At 18.1% G+C, this 24783-nt stretch carries 19 protein-coding genes; 9 read left to right on the plus strand and 10 right to left on the minus strand.

The genetic code is table 11. The features are described 5' to 3' along the window. Positions 1–387: 387 nt before the first annotated feature. From rpsO to ACLHHF_RS00800, 4 genes are all read right to left on the minus strand, one after another. The gene (gene rpsO, locus ACLHHF_RS00785; protein ID WP_411307927.1) at positions 388–603 is read right to left on the minus strand and encodes a 30S ribosomal protein S15; all 216 of its coding nucleotides are present in this window, start codon (positions 601–603) and stop codon (positions 388–390) included. Positions 604–647: 44 nt separating this feature from the next. Continuing rightward, the gene (locus ACLHHF_RS00790; protein ID WP_411307928.1) at positions 648–983 is read right to left on the minus strand and encodes a cyclic-di-AMP receptor; all 336 of its coding nucleotides are present in this window, start codon (positions 981–983) and stop codon (positions 648–650) included. Positions 984–2305: 1322 nt separating this feature from the next. After that, on the minus strand, positions 2306–2692 hold the full coding sequence (locus tag ACLHHF_RS00795) for a hypothetical protein (RefSeq protein ID WP_411307929.1): 387 nt from the start codon (positions 2690–2692) through the stop codon (positions 2306–2308). Between the two features lie 52 nt (positions 2693–2744). Continuing rightward, the gene (locus ACLHHF_RS00800) at positions 2745–5576 is read right to left on the minus strand and encodes a S1 family peptidase (protein ID WP_411307931.1); all 2832 of its coding nucleotides are present in this window, start codon (positions 5574–5576) and stop codon (positions 2745–2747) included. A gap of 797 nt (positions 5577–6373) precedes the next feature. On the opposite strand from ACLHHF_RS00800, the gene ACLHHF_RS00805 reads away from it, so the two are divergent. The 3 genes from ACLHHF_RS00805 (at position 6374) to ACLHHF_RS00815 (ending at position 8465) form a co-directional block, all read left to right on the plus strand. Continuing rightward, positions 6374–6913, plus strand: coding sequence for a hypothetical protein (locus ACLHHF_RS00805; protein ID WP_411307933.1), 540 nt, complete (start codon positions 6374–6376; stop codon positions 6911–6913). Between the two features lie 920 nt (positions 6914–7833). Then, positions 7834–8097 carry a hypothetical protein gene (locus ACLHHF_RS00810; protein WP_411307934.1) on the plus strand — a complete coding sequence of 88 codons (264 nt, stop codon included), beginning with the start codon at positions 7834–7836 and terminating at the stop codon, positions 8095–8097. Then, a complete protein-coding gene (locus ACLHHF_RS00815) occupies positions 8094–8465 on the plus strand; it encodes a hypothetical protein (protein WP_411307935.1) in 372 nt (123 codons plus the stop codon). Before ACLHHF_RS00810 ends, ACLHHF_RS00815 begins: the two co-directional genes overlap by 4 nt. A gap of 108 nt (positions 8466–8573) precedes the next feature. Here the strand turns inward: ACLHHF_RS00815 and ACLHHF_RS00820 are convergent, their stop codons facing one another. From ACLHHF_RS00820 to pdhA, 6 genes are all read right to left on the minus strand, one after another. Further along, on the minus strand, positions 8574–9983 hold the full coding sequence (locus tag ACLHHF_RS00820; protein WP_411307936.1) for a 2-hydroxycarboxylate transporter family protein: 1410 nt from the start codon (positions 9981–9983) through the stop codon (positions 8574–8576). A 359-nt stretch (positions 9984–10342) separates the two neighbouring features. Continuing rightward, a complete protein-coding gene (locus ACLHHF_RS00825; protein ID WP_411307937.1) occupies positions 10343–11095 on the minus strand; it encodes a TatD family hydrolase in 753 nt (250 codons plus the stop codon). A gap of 214 nt (positions 11096–11309) precedes the next feature. Continuing rightward, positions 11310–12692, minus strand: coding sequence for a dihydrolipoyl dehydrogenase (gene lpdA / locus ACLHHF_RS00830; RefSeq protein WP_411307938.1), 1383 nt, complete (start codon positions 12690–12692; stop codon positions 11310–11312). Positions 12693–12725: 33 nt separating this feature from the next. Next, positions 12726–14021, minus strand: a complete 1296-nt coding sequence (locus ACLHHF_RS00835) for a dihydrolipoamide acetyltransferase family protein (RefSeq protein WP_411307939.1) — start codon at positions 14019–14021, stop codon at positions 12726–12728. Between the two features lie 36 nt (positions 14022–14057). Further along, positions 14058–15038, minus strand: coding sequence for an alpha-ketoacid dehydrogenase subunit beta (locus ACLHHF_RS00840; RefSeq protein ID WP_411307940.1), 981 nt, complete (start codon positions 15036–15038; stop codon positions 14058–14060). Beyond that, on the minus strand, positions 15038–16129 hold the full coding sequence (pdhA, locus tag ACLHHF_RS00845) for a pyruvate dehydrogenase (acetyl-transferring) E1 component subunit alpha (protein WP_411307941.1): 1092 nt from the start codon (positions 16127–16129) through the stop codon (positions 15038–15040). Before pdhA ends, ACLHHF_RS00840 begins: the two co-directional genes overlap by 1 nt. Positions 16130–16955: 826 nt before the next feature. Here pdhA and ACLHHF_RS00850 point away from each other — a divergent pair. The 6 genes from ACLHHF_RS00850 to ACLHHF_RS00875 all read left to right on the plus strand — a co-directional run bounded on the left by ACLHHF_RS00850 (position 16956) and on the right by ACLHHF_RS00875 (position 24076). Further along, positions 16956–17651 (plus strand): ATP-binding cassette domain-containing protein, encoded by a 696-nt coding sequence (locus ACLHHF_RS00850; RefSeq protein WP_411307942.1) that lies wholly within the window; start codon positions 16956–16958, stop codon positions 17649–17651. Positions 17652–18017: 366 nt separating this feature from the next. Continuing rightward, on the plus strand, positions 18018–19415 hold the full coding sequence (gene asnS, locus ACLHHF_RS00855; RefSeq protein ID WP_411307943.1) for an asparagine--tRNA ligase: 1398 nt from the start codon (positions 18018–18020) through the stop codon (positions 19413–19415). A gap of 68 nt (positions 19416–19483) precedes the next feature. After that, complete coding sequence (locus ACLHHF_RS00860) at positions 19484–20575, plus strand: ABC transporter ATP-binding protein (RefSeq protein WP_411307944.1); 1092 nt, start codon at positions 19484–19486, stop codon at positions 20573–20575. A 2-nt stretch (positions 20576–20577) separates the two neighbouring features. Further along, positions 20578–21504 (plus strand): carbohydrate ABC transporter permease, encoded by a 927-nt coding sequence (locus ACLHHF_RS00865; RefSeq protein WP_411307945.1) that lies wholly within the window; start codon positions 20578–20580, stop codon positions 21502–21504. Between the two features lie 18 nt (positions 21505–21522). Next, positions 21523–22455, plus strand: a complete 933-nt coding sequence (locus ACLHHF_RS00870; protein ID WP_411307946.1) for a carbohydrate ABC transporter permease — start codon at positions 21523–21525, stop codon at positions 22453–22455. After that, the gene (locus tag ACLHHF_RS00875; RefSeq protein WP_411307947.1) at positions 22439–24076 is read left to right on the plus strand and encodes an ABC transporter substrate-binding protein; all 1638 of its coding nucleotides are present in this window, start codon (positions 22439–22441) and stop codon (positions 24074–24076) included. The genes ACLHHF_RS00870 and ACLHHF_RS00875 overlap by 17 nt, the downstream gene beginning before the upstream one ends. The last annotated feature ends 707 nt before the right edge of the window (positions 24077–24783 follow it).

Here is a 24783-nt window from a genome sequence, read left to right on the forward strand (position 1 = left end):
AATTCTAATTATATTTTAAATTATATAATTTTATCTTAATTTTAAAATTTTTAATTAAAATATAAGTTCTCTTTTTAATAAATCATTGAATTATTCAAAAATATTTATATAAAATATATAAAATTATGAAATATAAAAAATAATATAACATAAAAAATTATAATTTAATTATATTATTTAAAATAATTAAAATAATTTTAAATTAAAATAAAATTTTTAATTATTTACCTTATTATTAGAAATACTTAAAAAAAATTAAAAATTAAATAAATAATAAAAAAACAAATAAATCAAAATTTAATATTTTATTAAATATAAATATTTTAAATTTGAACTATTTGTTTTTAAAATTATTTTTTAAATAATAATTATGAAAAAATTTTATTTTTATGATTTCAAATATTTTAATAATTTTTGTTTTTTTCTACTTTTTATAAATAAACCTCTTTTAGAATGATAATCATGAGGATGTTCTTTTAAATGATTATTATTTTTAATATCCTCATCTAAAAGAGCTATTTGGACTTCGGTTGAGCCAGTATCACCCTTAAAACGTTGGTGTTTTTCTATAATTTTTTTTTTTTGTTCTTTACTTAATGCCATAATTAAATCCTTTCATTTTTTTAAAAACTAATCTTTTAATATAATTATAATTTAATAAATTGTTCAATATCTAAAACAAAAGTAATTGAACCGCCTGTATTAATCTCATTAGATAAATTATAAAAAGCGCCAAATTGGTTTATAATATTATTTGGAATCATTTGAGTTTTTTTTTTAGAATAATCTTTAATTATTTTTAATATTTGTTCTACTTGACTTTCTTTTGCTCCTATAACAAAAGTAGAATTATTTTCTTTTAAAAAACCTCCTTTAGTGGCCAATCTAGTAATAAAAAAATTTTTTTTAATTAAATTATTTTGAATTTCACTAGCGTTTTCATAAGAAACAATTGATAAAATTAATTTCATTTTCTCTTTCATATGAATATTATACCTTAAATATAAATTTATTCATAATACTTATAAATATTTTAAATATAAATTTAAATTATTATTAAAAAAGGAGACAAAAAAATTTTAAAATATTATTTTATTACTTCTTATTTAATTTTTTGTTTTTTTATTGAATATTTTTATAATAAAAAAGAAAATAATAATAAAAATTATTCAAATGATAAAAATAACAAAGAAAAAATAATAATTTGGAATAATAAAAAAAAATTATCAGATTATTACTTTAATAACAATAAAATTTGGCAAAAAATTCAAAAAGAAATTCAATATTTAAAAAATACATTACAATTATTTTTATCAAAATATGAAAAAAACATTGATATTTTCCCAAATAAATTAAAAACCGAAATAGAACAAATATTTATTCAAAACTGGAATAAAATAGAAAAAATCCACATATTTTTAAATACTTCAGAATTATATACATTAAAAAATATAACAATAAAATTAAATTTTGAAATAAAAGAATTATTAGAAAAAAAATATAAAGATGGTAATTTAATAAAATTAAAAGTTAATTTTATAAATTTAAATAATATTTATGAAAAAGTTTTAGAAAATAAATTAGAAGAAACAAAAACAGAAGCATGGGAAATAATTAATAAAATTGAAAAAAAAATAAAATTAAAAAATAATGAAATAACTAAAGATGAAAAACAAAAAGCTAATATTTTAATTCAAAATTTAAAAAAAATATTAGAAACATCAAATATTCCTAAAATTAAACTTAAAATTAATCATTTATGGATTTTTGAACAAGAAATATTAATATTATTACAAGAAATTGAAGAAGCTAAAAATACAGCTATTTTAAATATTAAAAATAGTAATAAATATTTAAATTTATTTGAAAATGAATTTTCTTCGTATCAAAAAAATTTAATCAAAAATCAAATAAAAGAATTAGAATATATCATAAAACAAAAGAAAATACCACCATTAAAAATAGACCAAAAAACACTTAAATTAACAAAAACATTAGAACAAGTAATAAATAATCAAAATATTAATATATTAACTAAAAATCAAAAAATATCAAACATAAAAAAAAAATATTTTTTTAAAAATAATAAAAAAATCAATAATAAATCAACCAAAAATTATTTTTATTTTTTTACTATTTTAATTATTATTAATATTATCTTAATTATTATAATTAAAATTAGGATTATTAAATAAAAAAATATAATAAAAAATGACTTATTAAAAATAAGTCATTTTTTATTATATTTAAAATAATCATTTGTAATTAAAATAATTTAAATATTTGTTATTTTATATTTATTGCTCTATAATATTCTTTCTACAAAACTATTAACCGTAAACAAAATAATAGGTTTAAAAAATTTTATAATATAACCAGATATTAAAGACTTATCACTTACAACATCTATTAATTTATTTACCAAATCATTAACTAAATTAATTATGGATTTTTTAACTTTTACATTTAAATTAATTGTTGGTTTTAAATTTGATGATTTATTTACTTCTTCAATAACTTTATTTATATTTTCTCTTTGATATTTAAAATTATCATCATATCTATCTTGATATTTAAAAACTTCAGCTTTAATATAAACTTGAAATAAAGAAAAACAAACTAAAACAAATATAAATAAAATTTTAAATAAATTAATTAATAAAAAATTTTTTTTTGGCGAAACATTCATCATTTATATTTCACCTCCTTCTTTACTAATCAACATAATTATAACATTTATTATATTAAAAATAAATATTTTTTAAAATTATTTTATCTAATCCTGAAAAACAAAAAATACATAAATAATTAATTTGTAAACAAAAAACTAAAAAAGTTAAAAACAAATATAGTGTTAAAAATAAATATTGTTTAAATATCTTATTTTGTTTAAATTTTAACATCATATTTTTTAATAAAACATTAATTTTTGTAAAAAAAGATAATTCATTAGGCAAAAAATTTAAATCATTGTTTACACTAATTAATCTTCCCTTATGATCAAAAAAAAAACAAAAATTATTTAATTTATTTTCAAAAAATTTTTTCATTTTAGGTTGTTCAAAAGGTAAATCTAAAATAATAATATTGTTTTTTTCAAAATTATCATTTAAATTATAAAAAGATAAATTACTTTTTATTAAATATGAAGAAAAATTTTTATTATCAAAACTATTAACTAAATATATATTTTCACCTAACATTAATTCACCATTATTAATAGAAACATTAGAATAGTCATTTTTAGAATTAAATTTAATTAAACCTAAAAGATTCTTATTATCTTGAGTAAAAAAATAATTATCAAAATAACCCGTTTCTTCAAAAAAATCATTATTAATTTTTAATTTTAATTTTAATTTTGAAGATAAAAAATATTTTAATTTTTGTAAATTTTTATTATATTCAGAATCAATATATTTTTTAGTCAGAATAGAATAAACAAAATAAGTTTCTTTATTTAATGTATTTACTTTCTTTTTATCAATAATAATACCTATTTCATCACCATAATTTTCAAATAAAACTAAACTATTAATAATATTTTGGCTTATCTTTTGTTGTGAAAATTCTTTTTCCAATTGTATATCTTTAACAATATCATTTTGAACATTTTTAGATAAATTAGAATTATTTTTATTAAAAATGTTTTCTAAAATAAAAAATACTTTATCTTCAAAATGATCATTTAATGAAAAAATATGTGTATTTCTAGAAATAAATGAAGTTTTAAAATTAGTTTTTTCTGTAATAATTTTATATTTAAATTTTTCTTTATTTTTACTATCAAAAAAAATATTTAATTGTTCTATTTTTGGATCATATTCAATAAAATTAGATGTTTCATTAAAACCTTGAATAGTAAATTTAACTAAATTATTATGATTCAAAATATTATGATATTGAGGAAAAAGTAACTCTTGTATATTAGCTGCAATAATATTTTCTAAAGAAATACATAATTTTTCTTCAATATTATTTGCTATATTATTTTTAAAATTAATAATTTTTTTTTTAGTATCTAAAATTATATTAGGATCTTTAGGATTTAAAAATGCTATTTTATCATTATTGTAAGATTTTAAATTCATAATATTTTCGATTTGTGGTTTAATATAATTTATATTAATAGCTTGCGATAAATTATTCGGTTTACTAGAAGATTTATTAATACCAATTAAAGAACCTTTATAATCAAAAAGAGGACTACCACTATTTCCAGGTTCTATAGTTATATCAAAAATAATTTCCTTTTCCAAAAAAGATGAAATAACTCCTTTTTTTAATAAATTAAAAAAAGTTTTATATTCATTTTCATTATTATAAATTTTTTGTATTTGTGAACAAAGAACATAAACAGAACTACCTATTAAAAAATCATTTGATAAATTTTTACTAAAATCAAGATTATCAATAATTTCATTAATATTTCTTAATTTTTTTAAAGAATTATTTCGATATCTAAACTTTAAAACTGCTAAATCATCATATTCATGATTATTATCAATATAAAAATGTATATTAGCTTCGATTTCGGAAGAAAAAAATTTATTTTTAATATAAAAAATTTTATTTTTAACATTTTGTTCATTTTCATTATCCATATCAATAACAACATGTCGATTTGTTAAAACATAATATTCATATTCTGTATCTTTTATTTTTTGATATTTAAAAATAATACCAGAACCTAAAACACTAATTCTATCATCATTTACACTATTCATATAATTAACAGCAACAGTAATTTTAGATAAATCAGGTTCTTTAGACAAAAAAAAATCTTTTTTATTAATAAAAGAATTATTTAAATCATTATTATTGTTAGTTTTAATATCTGATGATTTATTAATATTTAAAATTAAATTTTTAGGTAATAAATTCAAAATTAAATCTACATTAAAAACTGAATTTAAAAATTTAAAATGTTGATTATCTTTTTCTGAAAATATTTTTTTTTGAAAACCCACGAAATCGCCTTTTTGATTAAAAAAAAATTTATTTTCTTTACCTTTTGTATAAACATAAAAAATAAATTCTGAATTATCCTTATTATTTTCCGAAAAGCTAATTATTCCTTCTTTATATAAAATATTTTTTGAAACATTATCTTTTGAAAAAGAATACAATATCTCACCTTTTTCATAAGTATTTTTTTTTAATTCAAAACAATTATATTTTTTTTGAGAAATAAAAGAATAAAGATAAATACCAAAATAATTTAAAGTATATGTTATTATTTCTTTAAAATTTTCATCATTAATTTTATCAAATGAAATTAAATAATATTCAAAATTGTCTATTTTATCGTTAAATTTCAATTTTTTTTTACCAAAGATTAAACTTAAAGGATAATTTTCAATACTTAATAAATCTTTTTTTATAGTTTCTAATTTATCAGACTTTTGTTGATTAAAACTTAAATAATTTTGATCTATATAATTTTGTTCTTCATATTTTTGTTTTACTATTGAGAAAAAATAATATTTTGTAATAATAATATAAAAAAATAATAAAAATAATAAATTAATAAAAAATAAATAATTTAAATTAATTTTTTTATAATTTTTATTCATCCGAAAAACTTTCTATATTAAATTTTATAAATAATTAAGATTATAAAAACATTAAAAATTTAAATTATTTAAAAATTAATTTTTAAAATAAAATTATAAACTTAAAAATATTTTTATTAATAAAAAATAAATAACTTAGAATAAAATTATAATTAACAAAAAAAATTGCAATTATAATATTATTATAGCATTAAAATATTGATTAAAATAAATTTTTTAATTCCTATCAAAAAAAATGAAAAAAATAATATCAACATAATTTATAAAACTTAATTTATAATAATTATATTAAAATAAAATTTCAAAAATATCAAAAAAGGGATTTTATTTTAATATTAATAATAAAGTAATTCAAATTTTTTTTGGTAAAAAATAAATAAAATATATTTTAAAAAATAGTTAAAAAAATTAATTAAATTATATATAATATTATAAAATTCAAATAAATAATTTAAAATAAAAAAAATTAAATAAAAAAATATTCAATTAGTATAAAATTAAAAATTGTCAATATATTAACTTAAAAATTAACTCGTAAAAAACTTAAAAATAATCTGTTAAAAATTCAAAATTTTTAAAAGTAAAAAATAATTTTTTTCTAAATATTAAATTAAAAAATTAAAAAATTTTCTGAGTTTAAAATTTTTAATTTAATATTTAGAAATATAAAAATATTTTATTTATATTAACTTTTTTAAATTAAGTTTTATTTTTAATTATTACTAAAAAAATTTAAATAAAAAAATATATTATTTATTTATAATTAAAAAAATAATAGAAAGGTAAAATTTTATAAAATGAGAATAATACCACATGAATTATATAAATACAGTCCTGATATTTCATTATGCGCATTAAGAAAAGAATTTGGAATGCATGATTATTATTTAAATATGAATATTCGTAATCAAGGAATGCAACCTTTTTTAGATCTAGGAAGAGTTTATTTTAATTTATTAATCAAAAAATGGACAAAAGAAATGAAAAAACGTAAACATTATATAAATACTTTTCATTTATATTATTCTCAAAAAGTAATTACAAAAACAATTTCAACAGATTTTTTTTTAATTTTAGAATGTTGTATTCAGTGGGATATAAAAGATTTTAAACCTTATAAAATAAATTTATCTTGGTATCAAATAGTAATTAAAATTTTAAAAAAAAATAAAAAAACAATAAATAATCTTAATTTAAAAAATTATCAAAAACTACTTAATTGGTATAAAAAATTTTTTACGAAAATAAATAAAAATGGAAAATTAAAACCTTATAAACTAAATATTTTAAAAGTAATTTTATTTTTTTCTGAATTTTTGAAAAATAATAAAATTTAAATATAAAATAATATCAATAATAAATAAAATAATAAAAAATGTTTTTTTCTAATTAATTATGATAATTTTTTTTTTTTTTTTTTTTTTTTTGAAATTTTTTTTTATAAAACAAAAAAAATAAAATATAAACCTTTAATAAAACTTAAATAATAAACTTTTTTTATAAAAAAATATTTCTTTATTAATGATGATATTTAAAAAATATAAATATTGATCATTAAAAAATTTAAATTAAATTTTTTAATAAATATAAAAAAACTTTTATTTTAAAATTCAAAACAAAATATTACAGTTTTGAATTTTTTGGTAGTATCAAAAAGCAATAAATTTATTAATGAATTTAAAATTTATGGAAAAAATTTATATGTTTTTAAAAATCTATCAACTATTTGACATAATTATAATATAAAAAACCAGATTAAAACTTATAGAGAATGTAATAAAAATAAAAAAGATATCTATTTTAATATTAAATTAACAATTCAATATTAATAACAATTAGTAAATAATTTTTTTATGATATAATTACTTTAAATAAATTTCAATAGGAGGGGAAAGTAAATATTATAAAAAATAAAAAATAATGCAAATGTGAAATCAATATTTTTGATGTTACTAGAATATATAATTAAAACAAATACCAAGATTAAAATTGAAAATTAAATAAATTAAATTATTATTATTTTTATATAAAACACTCAAAAAAATAATAATAATTTAAAATTATTAAATTTTTCAATAAAAAGATTTATCATTAAATTTTAAACAAATAAAATTATTAATTATATAATTCGCAAAAAATATAGTAAATTACTAACCGTAAAATTCAACTTGAAAAAACATCAAAAAGCCTTGCGAAGTGGTTTCAGAAAAATTTAAGAATTCATCATAAAAAAAAATAAAATAAAAGAGTGGGAAAAATGTATCAAATTCAAATTATGAATACAAATTTGGATAAATGTAAATTAAGTACAGTACAATTAGTTTTAATTATTTTTATAAGTATTTTTACTATGGGTATAGGATGGTTTTTGGTTTATCCTTTTTTTAAAGCTTGTGCTTTTAATCGTGACATTAATTTACAAATTTCCATAAAAAAATATTTTTTTCAAGAAATAAATAATTTACAAAATAAAATTCAAGAAATGCAAAAAAATATTAATTTAAAAGAAGAAAATTTATGATATATCAAAAAAGTAATCAAAAAAACAAAAAATCTTTATTCACATTAGGAAGAACACAAATAATTATTTTATGTATATTAACAATTATTTATATTATAAGTATAGCAAATACTTTCTTAAATTTACATCAAGATAATGAGAATTTTACTGCTATTGTTTATAAGTTAATGGATAGGTTTTTATTTAATTTTTTATTTAGTCTTTTATATATTTATTTTTGGGAAGTTGTTTATAATGGAAGCATCATATTTAAAAAAAATCAATATTCAATTATGCAACTAGAAAATGAAAAACAAAAATTATATGAAAATATAAAAAATTTAGAACAAAAAGAAATTTTATTATCATTAAAACAAAACAAAAAATAATAATAAAAATGCACTATTTATTTTAAATAAATAGTGCATTTTTTTAAATTATATTTTTATTTATTAAAAATAAATTTTATTATTTTTTTTAAAAAAATTGTAAATTGTTTATGACATATATATAATTCTAAAAAAAATACTGTAAATAATAAACATAATAGGACCTACAATTCTAGTTGCAATCATAGAAAATGGTAATAAATATTCTCTATGACTTACAGACATTACTCCAACATTACCAGTACCACCAATACTATATCCAGAAATTCCAGATGCTAAAGATGCTTCTAATTCGTAAAAACCAAATTTTTTAGCAAGAATAAATGTTATCAAAATACTAATTAATAAAGCACAAATAACTATTAATAACATTTTATAATCTGTTATACATTCTAACAATTTTTTAAAATCAGTAGTAAGTCCTAAACCAGTCAAAACAGGAATAGTAAAAATAGTACTCATTAATTTACCAGTTTGTTCAACATAATTTTGATTTTCAATAGATATTAGATTAAATATTTTAACAATTAATAAAATAATAATAACATAAACCATTGCATCTAATTGCAAAATTGTTATTTTACTACTAATTAATTGATTAATTATAATTCCTAAAGAATAAAAACCAAGAATAATTAATAATCCTATACCTATATTTTGATATTCTAAAGGTGTATTTGATTTTAAATTATTTTCGATATAAATTGTATTTTTTGTTAAATTTCCTTTACCACTAAATTTAGTTTTATCAAATAAAAAATATAAAATTCCAGCAAATATAATACTTAAAATTCGAGTTAAAAGTAGTGGTGGTAATAAATAACTTCTTATTTCACTTGATGTTATTGAAGGAAAAGCTTCTTTGAAAATTCCATTTGAAAAACCATTAATTCCTAAATTTGTACCCCCATTAGTTAAAGGAAGACAAATGTAAAAAATAGAATCTAATAAAGAATTTTTAGAATATTTTGAAAATATACTAGGACATCGGTAATTCAATAAATAACCTATAAAAGATGTTAAAATAATAGAAAAAAAAATAACAATTAAAGTCAAAGGAATAAATCTTGAAATAGATTTTTTTAATAATTCTCTATCAACACTTAAAATACTGCCTGAAATTACAATAGTTATGAAAAACTGAGAGAAATTAATACCAACATTAGGTAACTCATTGACTAATTTATTATTAGTAACTTTATTAAAAAAAAGTTTATCAAAAAAAACAGCTACTTTTTCAGGTATAATTCCTTGATATACTAAAAAAGACGGTACTATAATACAAAGTAAAAAACTTAATCCAAATTTATTTAAAACTGGAATATTTTTACCAATAAAATTTAAAGAAATTCCTATCACCATACAAATAAATAAAGGTGTTAATAAAGGATGCCATAATTTAAATATTAAATCAGGGTTTTTATAAATATAAAATATATTAATAATCATTGTAATAATAAAAATTAGAAACATAAAAATATTAATACCAAAAATTTTTATGTTTTTATTTTTTTGCATATTATAAAAAAACCGCCTTAAAAATAAATTTTACTTTTTAACAATACAATATTATAATAACAAATTATTATCATAAAATATTTGATTTTTAATTAAAATAAAAAAATTTTATTCTAATAATTTTAGTTAATAATACACTACTTGTATTTATAATTAAAAAATAAAAAATTTAAATCTAGATATATTTAATAACTACAAATATTAATTTAAATTAATTATCATAAAAATAAAAAAAAGTTATTTATCCTAAAATAGAATTAATAACTTTATTGGTAATTATATTTAAAATATTTTTGGAAATTAATAAATATTAATAATTTATATAAAAATATAAGTATAATAGTATTTTTATATCAAAACTAAAAATTAAAAAGTTTTTTTACATTTTTAGTAGTTTGTTTTGATACTTCTTGTAAAGAAATGTTTCTTAATTTTGCAATTTTTTCAGCAATTATTTTAATATTTGCCGGTTCGTTTCTTTGTTTATTGAAAGGAATAGGTGTTAAATAAGGACAATCTGTTTCTAAGATAATTTTTTCTAAAGGAATTGTTTTTGCAATTTCATGAGTAATTATAGATTGTTTATAAGTAACAATACCACCAATACCAATATAAAAACCTAACTCTAAAGCTTTTTTTGATTCTTTTAAATTAGAAACTAAACAATGAAAAACCCCTGTGATTTTTTCTTTATATGGTTGTAACATTTCGTAAACTTCTAAAAAAGCATCTCTAGCATGCAAAATCAAGGGTAATTTATACTTTAATGCTAATTCAATATGAATTTTAAAAATATTTTTTTGTTCTAATAAATTGTCTTTTCTATGGTGTAAATCTAAACCAGTTTCACCTATAGCTATAACTTGAGAATGTTTTAAATATTTTTCTAATTTTTTAGGATCTTCATTTTGATAATAACAAGGGTGAATGCCTATAGTTGCTTTAACATTATCAAATTTTTCAGCTATTTCAATTGATTTTTGATTACTTTTTTCATCCATACCAACAACAATAATTTTTTGAACATCATTTTTTAAAGCTCTTGCAATTACATATTCTAAATCATTATCATAATCTGATTGATTTAAGTGAGCATGAGTATCTATTAACATTTTATTTTATAACCTTTTTTTAATTTAATTTTTTTGATAAATTTTTAAAAAAATAAATATTTTCATATTATTTAAAAGTTAAGAAACAAAATATTAATTTTTTTTAAATTAGTGTAATATTTTATTTATATTTAAAATTATTTTTTATAAATCTATATTATTTTTTAATATTACATTAAATAAAAAAATTATAAATAATAAATATAATATATTTTTACATATGTATAGGTTTATCTATAGCTCCTAAATAAGTTTCAAATATTATTTCAGATAAAGTTGGATGAGGGTGAATAGCATTAACTAATTCATAAGCAGTTCCCTCTAACTCCATAGCAACAGAAATTTCACTAATTAACTCAGTAGCATTATAAGCATAAATATGCATACCTATAATTTCTAAACTTTGTTTGTCAACTATAAGTTTAGCAAAACCTTCTGTTTCACCATCGGCCAAAGATTTCCCTATAGAAGTTACAGGTAATTTAGATATTTTATAATCCATACCTTTTAGTTTAGCTTCTTGTTCTGTTAACCCAATTGTAGCAATTTCTGGAAAAGAATAAACACAAGAAGGAATACGATTATAATTTATTCCATTTAAGTTTTCTTCTTTACCTAAAGCATGATTTGCTGCAATTATACCTTCATGACTAGCTACATGTGCTAACATATATTTACCATTAACATCTCCAACAGCATAAACATCAGGTAAAGACGTTCTTAAAAAATTATCAGTTACTATAGAATTTTTTTCAATATTTAAGTTAAGTTTTTCTAAACCTGATAAATTTGGTTTAAAACCTGTAGCTATTAGAATAGTATCAGATATTAATTCTCTATTTTGGTTGTTATATGAATAAAAAATTTTATTATCTTTTATAGACATTACTTCTACATTATTTAAAACTTCTATACCGTCATTTTTTATTTTTTTATAACAACCCTCAATAATATCTTGATCCATGTTATTTAAAATATTAGATTGTCTTTCTAAAATAATAATTTCAGAACCAAAAGCTTTAAAAATAGTGGCAAATTCAATAGCAATTACTCCACCACCAATAATAACCATTTTTTTAGGTAATTCTTCTAATTCTAATAATTCTTTACTAGTTTTAACAATGCCTTTTTCAAAAGATTCTTTAAGACCTTCAATTGGAGGTATAAAAGTACTTGCTCCAGTAGATATAATTATTTTTTTAGTATTAATTAATAAATCATTTCCAATTTTAACTATTTTAGAAGTTAAAGCTTCTCCAAAACCATAATATAAATCAACTTTATTTTTTTTTAACAAAAATTCTACGCCATTGTTTAATTTTTTAACAACTTTATTTTTTCGTAATAAAATGTCTTTCCAATTAAAACTTACATCACCTTGAATTTTTAATCCATAATAAGAAGATTTTTTTATTTCTTTAAAAACTTTAGCACTTTTAAAATAAGTTTTAGTAGGTATACAACCATAATTAAGACAAACACCACCAATTTTGTGGTTCTCTACTAATGCTACTTTTGCGCCTAACTGACTGGCTTTTATAGCTGCTACATAACCACCAGGGCCACCACCAATAACTACAATATCATAATTTTTCATATTTTAATAACATCCTTTAAAAAATAATAAAAATTAAGAAAGATTATTTAAAATTTCTTTAAATCTTTTTAAAAATCTTCCTCCATCTGCACCATCAATAATTCTATGATCAATAGTTAAAGATAAAGGTAACATATTAGCAATTATTATCTTTTCTTGTTCAACTATTGGTTTTTTAATTATTTTACCAATACCTAAAATTGCTGTTTCTGGATAATTGATAATAGGAGTTCCATAAGTTAAATCAATAGCTCCAAAATTGGTAATTGTAAAAGTACCATTTTTTAATTTTTCTATAGAAACTTTTCTTTCTCTTGTTTCTTTAGCAATTATTTCTAATTCTTTTGCTAATTCTAAAATATTCATTTTGTTAGCATTTTTAATATTAGGGACTATCAAACCATTTTCAGTATCAACAGCAATTCCTAAATTAATATTTTTCTTAATAATAATTTCATCTTTAATTTCATTAAAACTAGAATTAAAAATTGGGAATTCTTTTAAAACAAGAATAATTGCCTTCATAATAAAAGCCATATAAGTTAATTTAATATTTTTATAATCTGCTTCAGATTTTAATTTTTTTCTAAATGATACTAAATTATCAATATTTATTTCATTTAATAAAGTAGTAGGAACAATAAAATTTTTTGAAATTTTCATTTGTTCTGAAATAGATTTTCTTAAACGAGAAATTTTAATAACTTCAACATCAGAACTACTAAAATCAAAATTATTTAATGAATGTGATTCTTCTATATTTTGTTTTTGTGTTGATAAATTTGAAAATTTTAAATTTTCATTTTGATATTTTTCAACATCTTCTTTTAAGATTTTACCATTTATTCCACTACCATTAACATTATTTAAATCTATTCCTAACTTCTTAGCCATAGAACGTACTAAAGGTGTTGTTAAAATTTTTTCTTTATTTGAATTAATTTTGTTTAAATCATGATTATCACTAAATGTTTCTATGATTTGAGAAGAATTTTCTAAATCACCCACTACTCCTGCATCATCTTCTTTATCTTTGTGTTTTAATTCATTTTCATCAGATAATTTATTATTATTTAAATTAGTTTTTTCATTAATTTCATCACTTATTACAGCTACCATATCACCAACATGAATTGTTTCGCCTTCTTTAACACCTAATTTAGTAATAAAACCGTTAATTGGAGCTGGTAAATCTGCATTTACTTTATCTGTCTCAACAGTAGCTAAAATATCACCTTCTTTAACTTTATCACCAACTTTAAAATATACTTTTAAAACAGTTCCTTCGTCAATACCTTCGCCAATATCAGCAAATTTTAATTCAAACATATTTTTATTTTATCTCCTGAATTTATTTTTAATTTTTTAAACTTCACAAAAAACTTTTTTAATTGCTTCGGCAATACGATTAGGATTTAAAAATTGATGTTTTTCACCTCTAGCTAAAGGAAAAATAATATCATGACCTGTAACTCTAGATGGAGCAGCTTGTAAATATTCAAAAGCTTTTTCATTAACTAAAGTAATTAATTCACCTGCCGGACCATAAGTTTTACAAGCTTCATGTGCTACTAAAAATCTACCAGTTTTTTTAACTGATTGAATAATAGTTTCTCGGTCAATTGGATTTATAGTGCGTAAATCAATTAATTCTATAGAAATATTTTCTTGTTCCAATAATTTAATAGCTGATTCTACTTCTCTAACTATAGAACCCCAGGCTACAATAGTAATATCATCACCTGGTTTCACTATTTTAGCTTTACCAATCGGTATTTCGTAATATTCTTTTGGAACTTCTTGTTTTCCTGAACGATAAATTTTTTTTGGTTCAAAATAAATTACAGGATCTGGATCTTTAACAGCAGATAATAATAAACCTTTAGCATCATAAGGAGTTGAAGGAAAAACTATTTTTAATCCTGGAATAGAACCATAAATAGTTTCTAAGGACTCAGAATGATGTTCTAATGCTTTAATACCACCACCAACAGGTATTCTTAAAACCATAGGAACAGTTCTAGTTCCACGCGTACGATTTCTCATTCTAGCGGCATGAGAAAATAAATCTTGTAAACCAACATAAGAAAAACCATCAAATTGTATTTCTGCAATAGGTATTAAACCATTAATTGACATACCTATAGAACTACCAACAATAGAAGATTCAGATATTGGTGTGTCAAAAACACGTTCTTTACCATATTTATTTTGTAATCCAGCAGTTACTCTAAAAACACCACCTAATTTAGCTACATCTTGACCAAAAACAACAGTTTTAGGATTATTCTCTAAACAAATGTCTAAAGCATTATTTATAGATTCTAATAAATTCATCAAAGCCATTATTTTTTATCTCCTTTTGATAAGAAAGATACATATTCTTCATATTGTTCTTTTAATTGTGGCGTCATTTCTTCATAAACATTTTCAAAAACTTCAATCGGTTCTACTTTATCACCATCAATAGAAATTTCTTGATGTACTTTTGCTACATAATTATTTGTTTCAACTGCTATTTTTTTAATATCTTTTTCTTCTAAAACTTTTTTCCATAATAAATATTTTTCAAAACGTAAAATTGGATCTTTTTTTTTCCATGATAATTCTTCTTCTTCTGTACGATATAACTTAGTATTATCATTAGTTGTATGAGCCCCCATACGATAAGTATAAAATTCAATTAAAAAAGAACCTTCACCTTTTCTAGCTCTTTCAACAGCTTCTTTAACTGCTGAATAAACAGCTAAAACATCATTACCATCAACTTGAATACCTGGAATTCCAAAAGCATAACATTTTTGAGCTAAAGTTTCTGCATTTGAAGCAATTTTTCTTGGTGTTGAAATAGCATATTGATTATTTTGAATTAAAACTATTAAAGGTGCTTTAAAAGTAGAAGCATAATTTAAACCTGCAAAAAACTCTTCATGAGATGTTCCACCGTCACCAATAGTAGCAATAACAACTTCATTTTTTTTTTGTATTTTACTTGCTAAAGCTAACCCAGCTCCCATATTAATACCAGAACCGATAATAATATTTACTGGTAAAATACGAGTTTCTGGATCCATTTTTGAACCTTTTTCATTTCCGTACCAATATAAAAAAATATTTTTTAACGGAACACCTTTATATAAATAAAAACCTATATCACGAAAATAAGGAGAAACCCAATCTTGTTTTTCTAAAGTTGCTGCTGAAGCAACTTGACAAGCTTCTTGTCCAATGTTTAAAACATAAGTCAACATTCTTCCTTGTCTTTGATATTCAAAAGCTTTTATATCTGAAATTCTTTCTAATATCATTGTTTTATAAATTTTTAATAATATTTCATTAGATATTTTAGGTTCTAACTCTGATTTAGTTAAATTACCTTCTTCATCTAAAATTTGTAATCTTTTTTTTTTTAAAGGTTCATATTGTTCAAATAACATTTAAAACTCCTCAACTTTTTTAAATTTAATTTTTAAATTTTAAAACTTAAAAAAAACAATAATTATTTAATTTTGTCTATTTCTATTTTATTTAGCACTTATTTTATGATATCATTATTTTAAAAAAATAAAATATATTTTAATTTTTTTTAATTTAATATAATAATATTTTAATAATAAAAAATACGTTTTTAAAATAACAACTATAATTTTACTTTTATTTTATAATTTGTCAAAAACAATAATTATTTTACATATTATTATTATAAAATAATAATCTTTTTATATTATGTTTTATATCTTTAAATTATGATAAATTATAATCATATAAATTCATTTTAATACTATTTTTAAGATAGATAAAATAAATAATTTTTTTCATAATATATAAAAAATTATTTATTTTTATAAAATTATAAAGTACAAAAAAAAAAAAATACTAAAATTTATTATTTTATATTTATATAAACAATATTGGAGATAGTATACTAATTTATAATATTATTTTATATAAGAGCAAAATTTTTTAAATTTTGTTAATTCTTTGTTAATTCAATATTTTTTTAATTAATTATTTAAAAATTAAAATTTTCACTTTTTTTATTCTTTAATAATTATAATTTACAATATTTTTTTAAATAATTAAAAATAAAATAATAAAATAAAATATATTTAAATTATAATTAGTTCAATGTCAAAAATAATATTAATAAAATTTAATATTTTTTTAAAAATTATTTTATAGTCAGTTTAGTTTATTAATATAATAACGATAAATTTTAATTAATTAAAGTATTTAAAAATAAATTTAATAAATGGGGGGTATATGATTAAATTAGAAAATATTTCAAAAACTTTTTACATTAAAAAAAAACCTTTTAAAATATTAAAAAAAATTAATTTAAAAGTTAAAAAAAACGAAATTTTTGGATTAATAGGAAATACAGGTTGTGGAAAAACTACTTTATTAAGAATTATGAGTGGTTTCATCCAACCAGATGAAAATAATATTATAAGAAAATTTGATCATTTAGAAAGCTCAATGATTTTCCAAAATTTTAATCTTTTAAATAATTTAAATGTTTTTGAAAATGCAGCTTTACCTTTAAAGTTAAGAAATTTTTCTAAAAAAAAAATTATTTCTAGAATAAATTATTTATTGGAATATTTTAAATTAAAAAAATTTAAAAAAGCTTATCCTAATCAAATTTCTGGTGGTCAAAAACAAAAAATATCTATAATTAGAGCTTTATCAATATATCCAAAAATTATTTTTTGTGACGAACCAACTTCAAGTTTAGATAGTTATTCTAGTTATGAAATTTTAAAATTAATTAAAGAAATTAATAATAATTTTAAAACTACTATTGTTTTAGTTTCACATGACATTTCTATTATTAAAAATTTATGCCATAGAGTTGCTATTTTAGAAAAAGGGGAAATAATAAAAGAAATAATTTTAAAAAATAAATTTGAAAATTTAAAATTTATTTCTTATGAACAAGCATTAAATAATTTTTAAAAAAATTATAAAATAATAAGCAAAATTTTATCAAGATAATATGCTTTAATTAATTTCAAAATTTTAAATTAAATTATATAAAAAAATAAAATTTATTTAATAAATAATATTAAAAAAATAATTTTAAATTTTAATTTTTTTATATCTAATTTTATTTTTAATAAAATCTCAAATAATTATGTAACACTTTTTCAAATTTTAAAAAATATTTATATAAATTTAACAAATATTAGTATATTAATATTTATTATTTATTTTTAAAAAACTAAAATTTAATGTATAATTATTTTAATTAAAAGAATGATTTTTTTTAAATTTTTTGAATTTTTATTTTAAATAAATTTTAATTTTTAGGAGAATTTTTATATGATAGTTTTTTTGAAAGATTTATTTAAAAATCCATCATTTTATGAAAATAAAAAAATTTTTTTAAAAGGTTGGATTAGAAATTGTCGTTATCAAAAAAAATTATTTTTTATTGATTTTAATGATGGAACATTTATTACTGATTTGCAAATTGTTTGCAAAAAAGATAAAATTTTTTTTCTTGAAAAAATTAAAAAAAATCTACAAATAGGAGCATCTATAGAAATTGAAGGTTTTTTAATTAAAAATTTTAAAATAAATAATATTTTTGAATTAGAAGCGGAAAAAATTAATATTTTAGGTTATAGTTCTTTTGAATATTCAATTCAACCTAAAAATCATTCAAAAGCTTTTTTAAGAAAAATCCCTCATTTAAGATTAAGAACTAAACTTTTTGGTTCTATTTTTCGTATTAGAAGTGCTGTTTTTTTAGCTATACATGAATTTTTTAAAAATGAAGGTTTTTTATTAACTAATACCCCTATTATTACTGTTAATGATGGTGAAGGAGCGGGTGAATTATTTCAAATTACTACTTTTGATTTAGAAAAATTAGTTTTAACAAAAGATAAAAAAATCGATTATACTAAAGATTTTTTCGGAAAAAAAACTTTTTTAAGTGTAACTGGTCAATTAGAATTAGAAGCTTTAGCAACATCTTTAAATAAAGTTTATAGTTTTGGTCCTATTTTTAGAGCTGATAAATCTAATACTATTAAACATGTTGCAGAATTTTGGATGCTAGAAGTTGAAATGGCTTTTTCTAATTTAGAAAAAAATATGGAAATTATTGAAAAAATGTTAAAAAAAATAGTTAAATCTTGTTTATTAACAAATAAAAATGATTTTGAATTTTTAGAAATCAATGAATCTCCTGGTTTAATTAAAAAATTAAATGAATTTGTTGAATTAAAATCATTCCCAAAAATTAAATATAAAGAAGCTATGGAAATTTTAATCAAAAGCGGTATTGATTTTGAATTTAAACCTTTTCACGGTAGTGATTTTTATACTGAACATGAAAAATATTTAACTGAAATTTATTTTAAAAGTCCTGTTTTTATTATTGATTGGCCGAAAGAAATAAAAGCTTTTTATATGAAAATTAACCCAGATGGAAAAACAGTTGCTTGTGTAGATCTTTTAGTTCCTTTTGTTGGCGAATTAATTGGTGGTTCACAAAGAGAAGAAAATTTAGAAATTTTAAAAAATAGAATGAAAGAATTAAATATTTCTTCAGAAAATTTAGAATGGTATTTAGATTTACGTCGTTTTGGTAGTTGTATACATTCTGGATTTGGTTTAGGATTTGAAAGATTATTAATTTATTTAACTGGAATTGAAAATATTAGAGATGTTATTGCTTTTCCTATTAGTAATAAAAGTATTAATTTTTAATTGTGAAATTTATTTTTTAATTATTAATTATTTTAATAATTTAATTAAAGTTAAGGTAAAATATATTCATGAGTATTATATTAAAAAAAGTTTCTAAAAATTTTATTGATTCAAAAAAAAAAATAAATTACGCTGTTGACAATATTGAAATGAATATTGAAAAAGGTAGTTTAGTAACTATTTTAGGACCTTCTGGTTGTGGAAAATCTACTACTCTTTTTATGATTGCCGGATTAACTAGTGTAAGTTCTGGAAAAATATTTTTCGATGAAAAAGATGTTACTAATTTATCGCCAGAAAAAAGAGGTGTAGGATTAGTTTTTCAAAATTATTCTTTATATCCTCATATGACAGCTCGTCAAAATATTATGTTTCCTTTAGAAAATTTAAAAAAAACTAAAGATTATATTAAACAAAAAATACAAGAAATTTCTAAATTATTAAAAATTGAAGAACAATTAGATAAGAAACCTTCTGAACTATCAGGTGGACAACAACAAAGAATAGCAATTGCTAGGGCATTAATAAAAGAACCAAAAGTTTTATTAATGGATGAACCTTTTTCAAATTTAGATGCAAAATTTAGGGTAGTTATGAGAGAAGAAATAAGAAGAATACAAAGAAAAACAGGTATTACTATTATTTTAGTAACTCATGATCAAGAAGAAGCAATGAGTATTAGTGATGAAATTTATTTAATTAATCAAGGTAAAATTCAACAAAAGGGTATTCCGCAAAAAGTTTATATGCAACCTAAAAATTTATTTGTAGCAGAATTTTTAGGTATTCCCGCTATTTCTATTTTTAATGGCGAAATTAATAATGGTCAAATTAAAATTGGTGAAGTTGTTATTTTTAATGTTCCAGAATTAAAAAAAATCAAACAAGAAGTTTATATTGGAATCAGACCAGAAGGATATAATTTAAATCCTAAGGGAATTTTAAAAATAAGAGCTTTGTATTTTGAAAATATTGGTAGAGAATTAATTTTATTAGCATTCCATAGCGAATGTTTAAAACAAACTTTCCGTATAATTTTTTATAAAATTAAAAAAGAATTTTTAAATTTTAATACTAATCAAAAAAATTTTTTAAGATTTGATATAAAAAAAGAAAAATGTTTTATTTTTGATAAAAATAATGGTCAAAGGATTTTTTAATCATGTTTTTTTTAAATAATCAAAAAAAATATAAACATTTTTTATATTTAATACCAGCAATATTTATTTTAACTATTTTCACTTTTTATCCTTTGATAAAAACTTTTGTTATTTCTTTTAGCGTTAATTATAATAAATTTTCAGATAGTTTTAATGGTAATAAATTTTTTAATTTTGGTTTTAAAAATTATAAAAAAGTTTTTGAAGACCCATATTTTATTCAAAGTCTTATAAATACTTTATTATTAGTTTTTATTTCTGTACCTTTATCTATGATTATTTCTTTAGTAATTGCTTTATTTTTAAATTCTGTTTACAACAAAATATTAAAAGAATTTTTTAAAACTATTTTTTTCCTTCCTTTTTTGATGAATAAAGTTATTATGGGAATTGTTTTTTCTTTTCTTTTTTATCATAGTTATGGCTTTTTTAATAAACCTGATGGTTTTATTGATATTTTTTTAAATAAAATTTTAAAAATCGAAGGTGGTTGGTTAAATCCTTCTTCTAGCTGGAACAGAAAGCTTTTTGTTTTAATTTTTTATAATATTTGGACTAGTCTTCCTTATAAAATTTTTATTTTTACTATAGGTTTACAAAATATTGATAAAAATTATTATAAAGCTGCTAAAATTGATGGTGCTTCTAAATCAAAAATTTTATTTAAAATCACTATACCTTTATTATCGCGTGTTTTTTTTTATCAATTAATTGTTTCTATTGTACACACCTTTAAAGAATACGATTCTATTGTTGGTCTATTTGGCGAAAATAATAGTTCAATCCAGACTATGACTTTTTATATTTATAAACAATTGCAAAGTCATCATTTAGATTCTTATGCCAAAGGTTCGGCAGCATCAATAATATTATTTTTTATTTCAGCGATATTTACTTTAATTAGTTTTTACTTTTTTAAGAAAAAATGAAATAGGGTTAATGTTTCCATGTATTTTTACAAAAAAGTTTTATTATATTTAAAAAATATATTCAATTTTTTTTTACAAAAATTAAAAAAAAAAAAAATAATTGAAATTTTTATTTGTATTTGTAAGTATATTTTTTTAGTTTTATGTGCTATTTTTTTAGTTTTTCCCTTTGTTTTTATGATTATTTGTGCTTTAAAAAATGATAAAGATATTTTATCTTCAAATTTTAGTTTTGAACCACAAAAAATTACTTTTAAAAATTTTTCTAATGTATTAAGTATTAAAGAAATAAAACTTTTTGAATATTTTTTAAATACCGTAAAAATGGTTTTTTTTTCAACCCTATTAGGAACTTTTATTTCTATTATTACCGCTTTTTGTTTTAGTGTTTTAAAATTTAAATCTAAGAAAAAATTATATACACTTCTTTTTTTAGGAATGATTATTACTAATGAATCATTATTATTAACCAATTTTCGCACTGTAACAAGTTTAAAAATGACTGATACTGGTGATGGTTCGACTATTATTGGAGGAGTTTATTTAGCTATGATTTTACCTTTTTTAGTAGATATTTTTCATATTTTTTTATTAATTGAAAATTCGGAAAAAATACCAAAAGAATTATATTATGCCTCTAAGATAGATGGAACTAGTGATTGGAATTATTTATGGAAAATTTGGGTTCCTATTTTAAAACCCACTATTGTTACAACTATTATTTTTAGATCTATTGCTGCTTGGAATTCTTATATGTGGCCTGAATTAGTAGGAGGTAAATTATTAACTAATACAGTTAGAAAATTTTTTTATTATGAAGCAGAAAATTTACCTATGAATTTACAAATGACTATTTCTTTTTTAGTTATTTTACCCTTAATTTTAATTTTTTTATTTTTTAAAAAATATATTATAACTAATGGAGAATTACAAAGTGGTATCAAAGGTTAAATTTTTTTTAAAAAAAAAATTAAAAAATAATATTGGAATTATAATTTATTTATTAATTATTTTTTTATTTATTTTATTAACAATGTGTTTTAATAGTTTAAATTCTTCAAAAATGGCAAACGAAATAAAAGAATTTCAAAAAAATATACAACAAAAACTAGAGTCATTCGATCCTGAGAAAAAAGATATTAAAATTATTTTTTGGAATAGTGTTTCTAATTCAGAAAGTGAAATGTTAAATGAAATTATTAAGTCTTTTAATAAAAAACATAATAAAATAAAAGTTATCTCAGTTAATAAAGGTAATTGGCCTGAACTTTATAAAAATGTTAGTGGTGTTTTGCCTACTGATAATTATCCTAATTTAGTTTTTTGTTATCCAGATTATTTATTTTCTTATTATTATTCTGGTAAGTTATTGCCCTTCGATAAATTTATTGAATATTCAAATCAGAAAAACGAAAATAAAATTAAAGAATTTAATTTATATCAAATAATTGAAGATAAAGTAGAAATTAATCAAGAAAATAAAACCAAAGAAGAAATTTATAGTAGTTATTGGGAAGAGGGTATAATTAAATTAGATGGAAAAAATGAACAAATTTTTTCTTTACCTTTTTTCAAAACTGAAGAATTATTATACTATAATAAAAATTATTTTGCAAAAAATAAAAAAAAATTTAAAGAAGCATTACAAAAATTTGACTGTAACAAATATAAAAAAAAAGAAGAAGATTGGGAAAACGATTGGAATCAAAAACAATATGAAGAATATTTTAACGAAAAATCAAAAGAAATACCAAAAACACCTTTTACTTGGGAACAAATAGAAATTTTATGTGAAACTATTAAAAATATAGAAAAAGAAAATAATGAAAAAATGGTTATCCCATTTTTTGTACAAAGTATAGAAAATATATTTTATGATTCAGCTGAATCTATGAAAATTAATTCTTCAAAAGATAATATTTTTAATAATGAAAATATTAAAGAAAATATACTAAAATATTTTAAAAAAAATTTTTATGACAAACAATATTTAACTTCAGAAAAATTATCTGGTTTAACAGATAATATATCTGCTTTTAAAAATCAAGAAATTTATATGATGATTAATTCTTCTAGAAAATTAAATGATTATCAAAAAATTATTGATAGTAGTTTTAATTTAGGAATTGCTCCTATCCCTTTTCATCAAAATAGTACAAATAATTCAAAAACATTACAACAAGGTCCTAGTATTTGTTTTTTTTATAAAAAAAACACAGATGAAATTTTAGCTTCTTGGTATTTTATTAAATATTTATTTTCTGAAGAAGTTAGTAATATATTATTAAGAGAAGGTAAATTTTCTCCTGTAAAACAATATGTACAAAAATATCTTGATGAACATGAAACACAAAAAAATAATGATTTACAATATTCTTTATTAAAATTAATAAACTCTACAAATAAAAATAAATTTTATACTAAAGTTTTTGAAAAATCTAATATACTTAGAGAATCAATAGGAAATTTATTTATTGATTGTCTAGTTATTAATTTTGCAAAAAATGAAGATTTAGATATAGAAATAAATAAAAAACTTAAATTTTATGAAAATTATTATAATTCTTCTTGATTATTTTTTTAAATTTAAATTTATTTGTTAACTGAATAATTTGCACTTATTTTTTTATTATTTATTAATAAATAATATTTAAAACTTATATAACACTAATATAAATATATAATTTAAATTAATTTAGACAAAAATTTACATAAATTAATAATAATTTAACTAATTAAAATAATTTTAATTAGTAATGTTATTAAGTAAGATTTTAATTTTTAAAAATGAAATAATTTAAGAAATTATAACAAAAAATAAAAATTATTTAAAAAGAAAATATTTAATAAATAATATTTAATAAAGTAAAAAATATAATAATAGAATTTAATTAATTATAAAAGAAAAAAAGTAATAATAAACTTGAAAAATAATTGCTAAAATTTAAAATCTAAAATATATATAAATAAATATTTAGGATAACAAATATTTAAAATTATTAACATAGTAAATAAAATAACAAAATCTAAAAAACATAATTTACTATTAAATTTAACAATAATCATTATATTAATAATTTAATTATAACTAAAAAATAACTTAGAATATATATATATATATATTATTTTTAAAATTAATTTTATCTAAAAAAATAAAAATTATAATTATAACCAACATTATCTGACAAATAGTTTATGAAAATAATTAATATTTTTAAAAAAATAATATTAATAAAATAAAAAATTATTAAATAAAATTCTATTCTAATAATGTATATA

This window comes from Candidatus Phytoplasma pyri (assembly GCF_046600495.1).
In the GTDB taxonomy this organism is placed as follows: Bacteria; Bacillota_I; Bacilli_A; order Acholeplasmatales; family Acholeplasmataceae; genus Phytoplasma; species Phytoplasma pyri.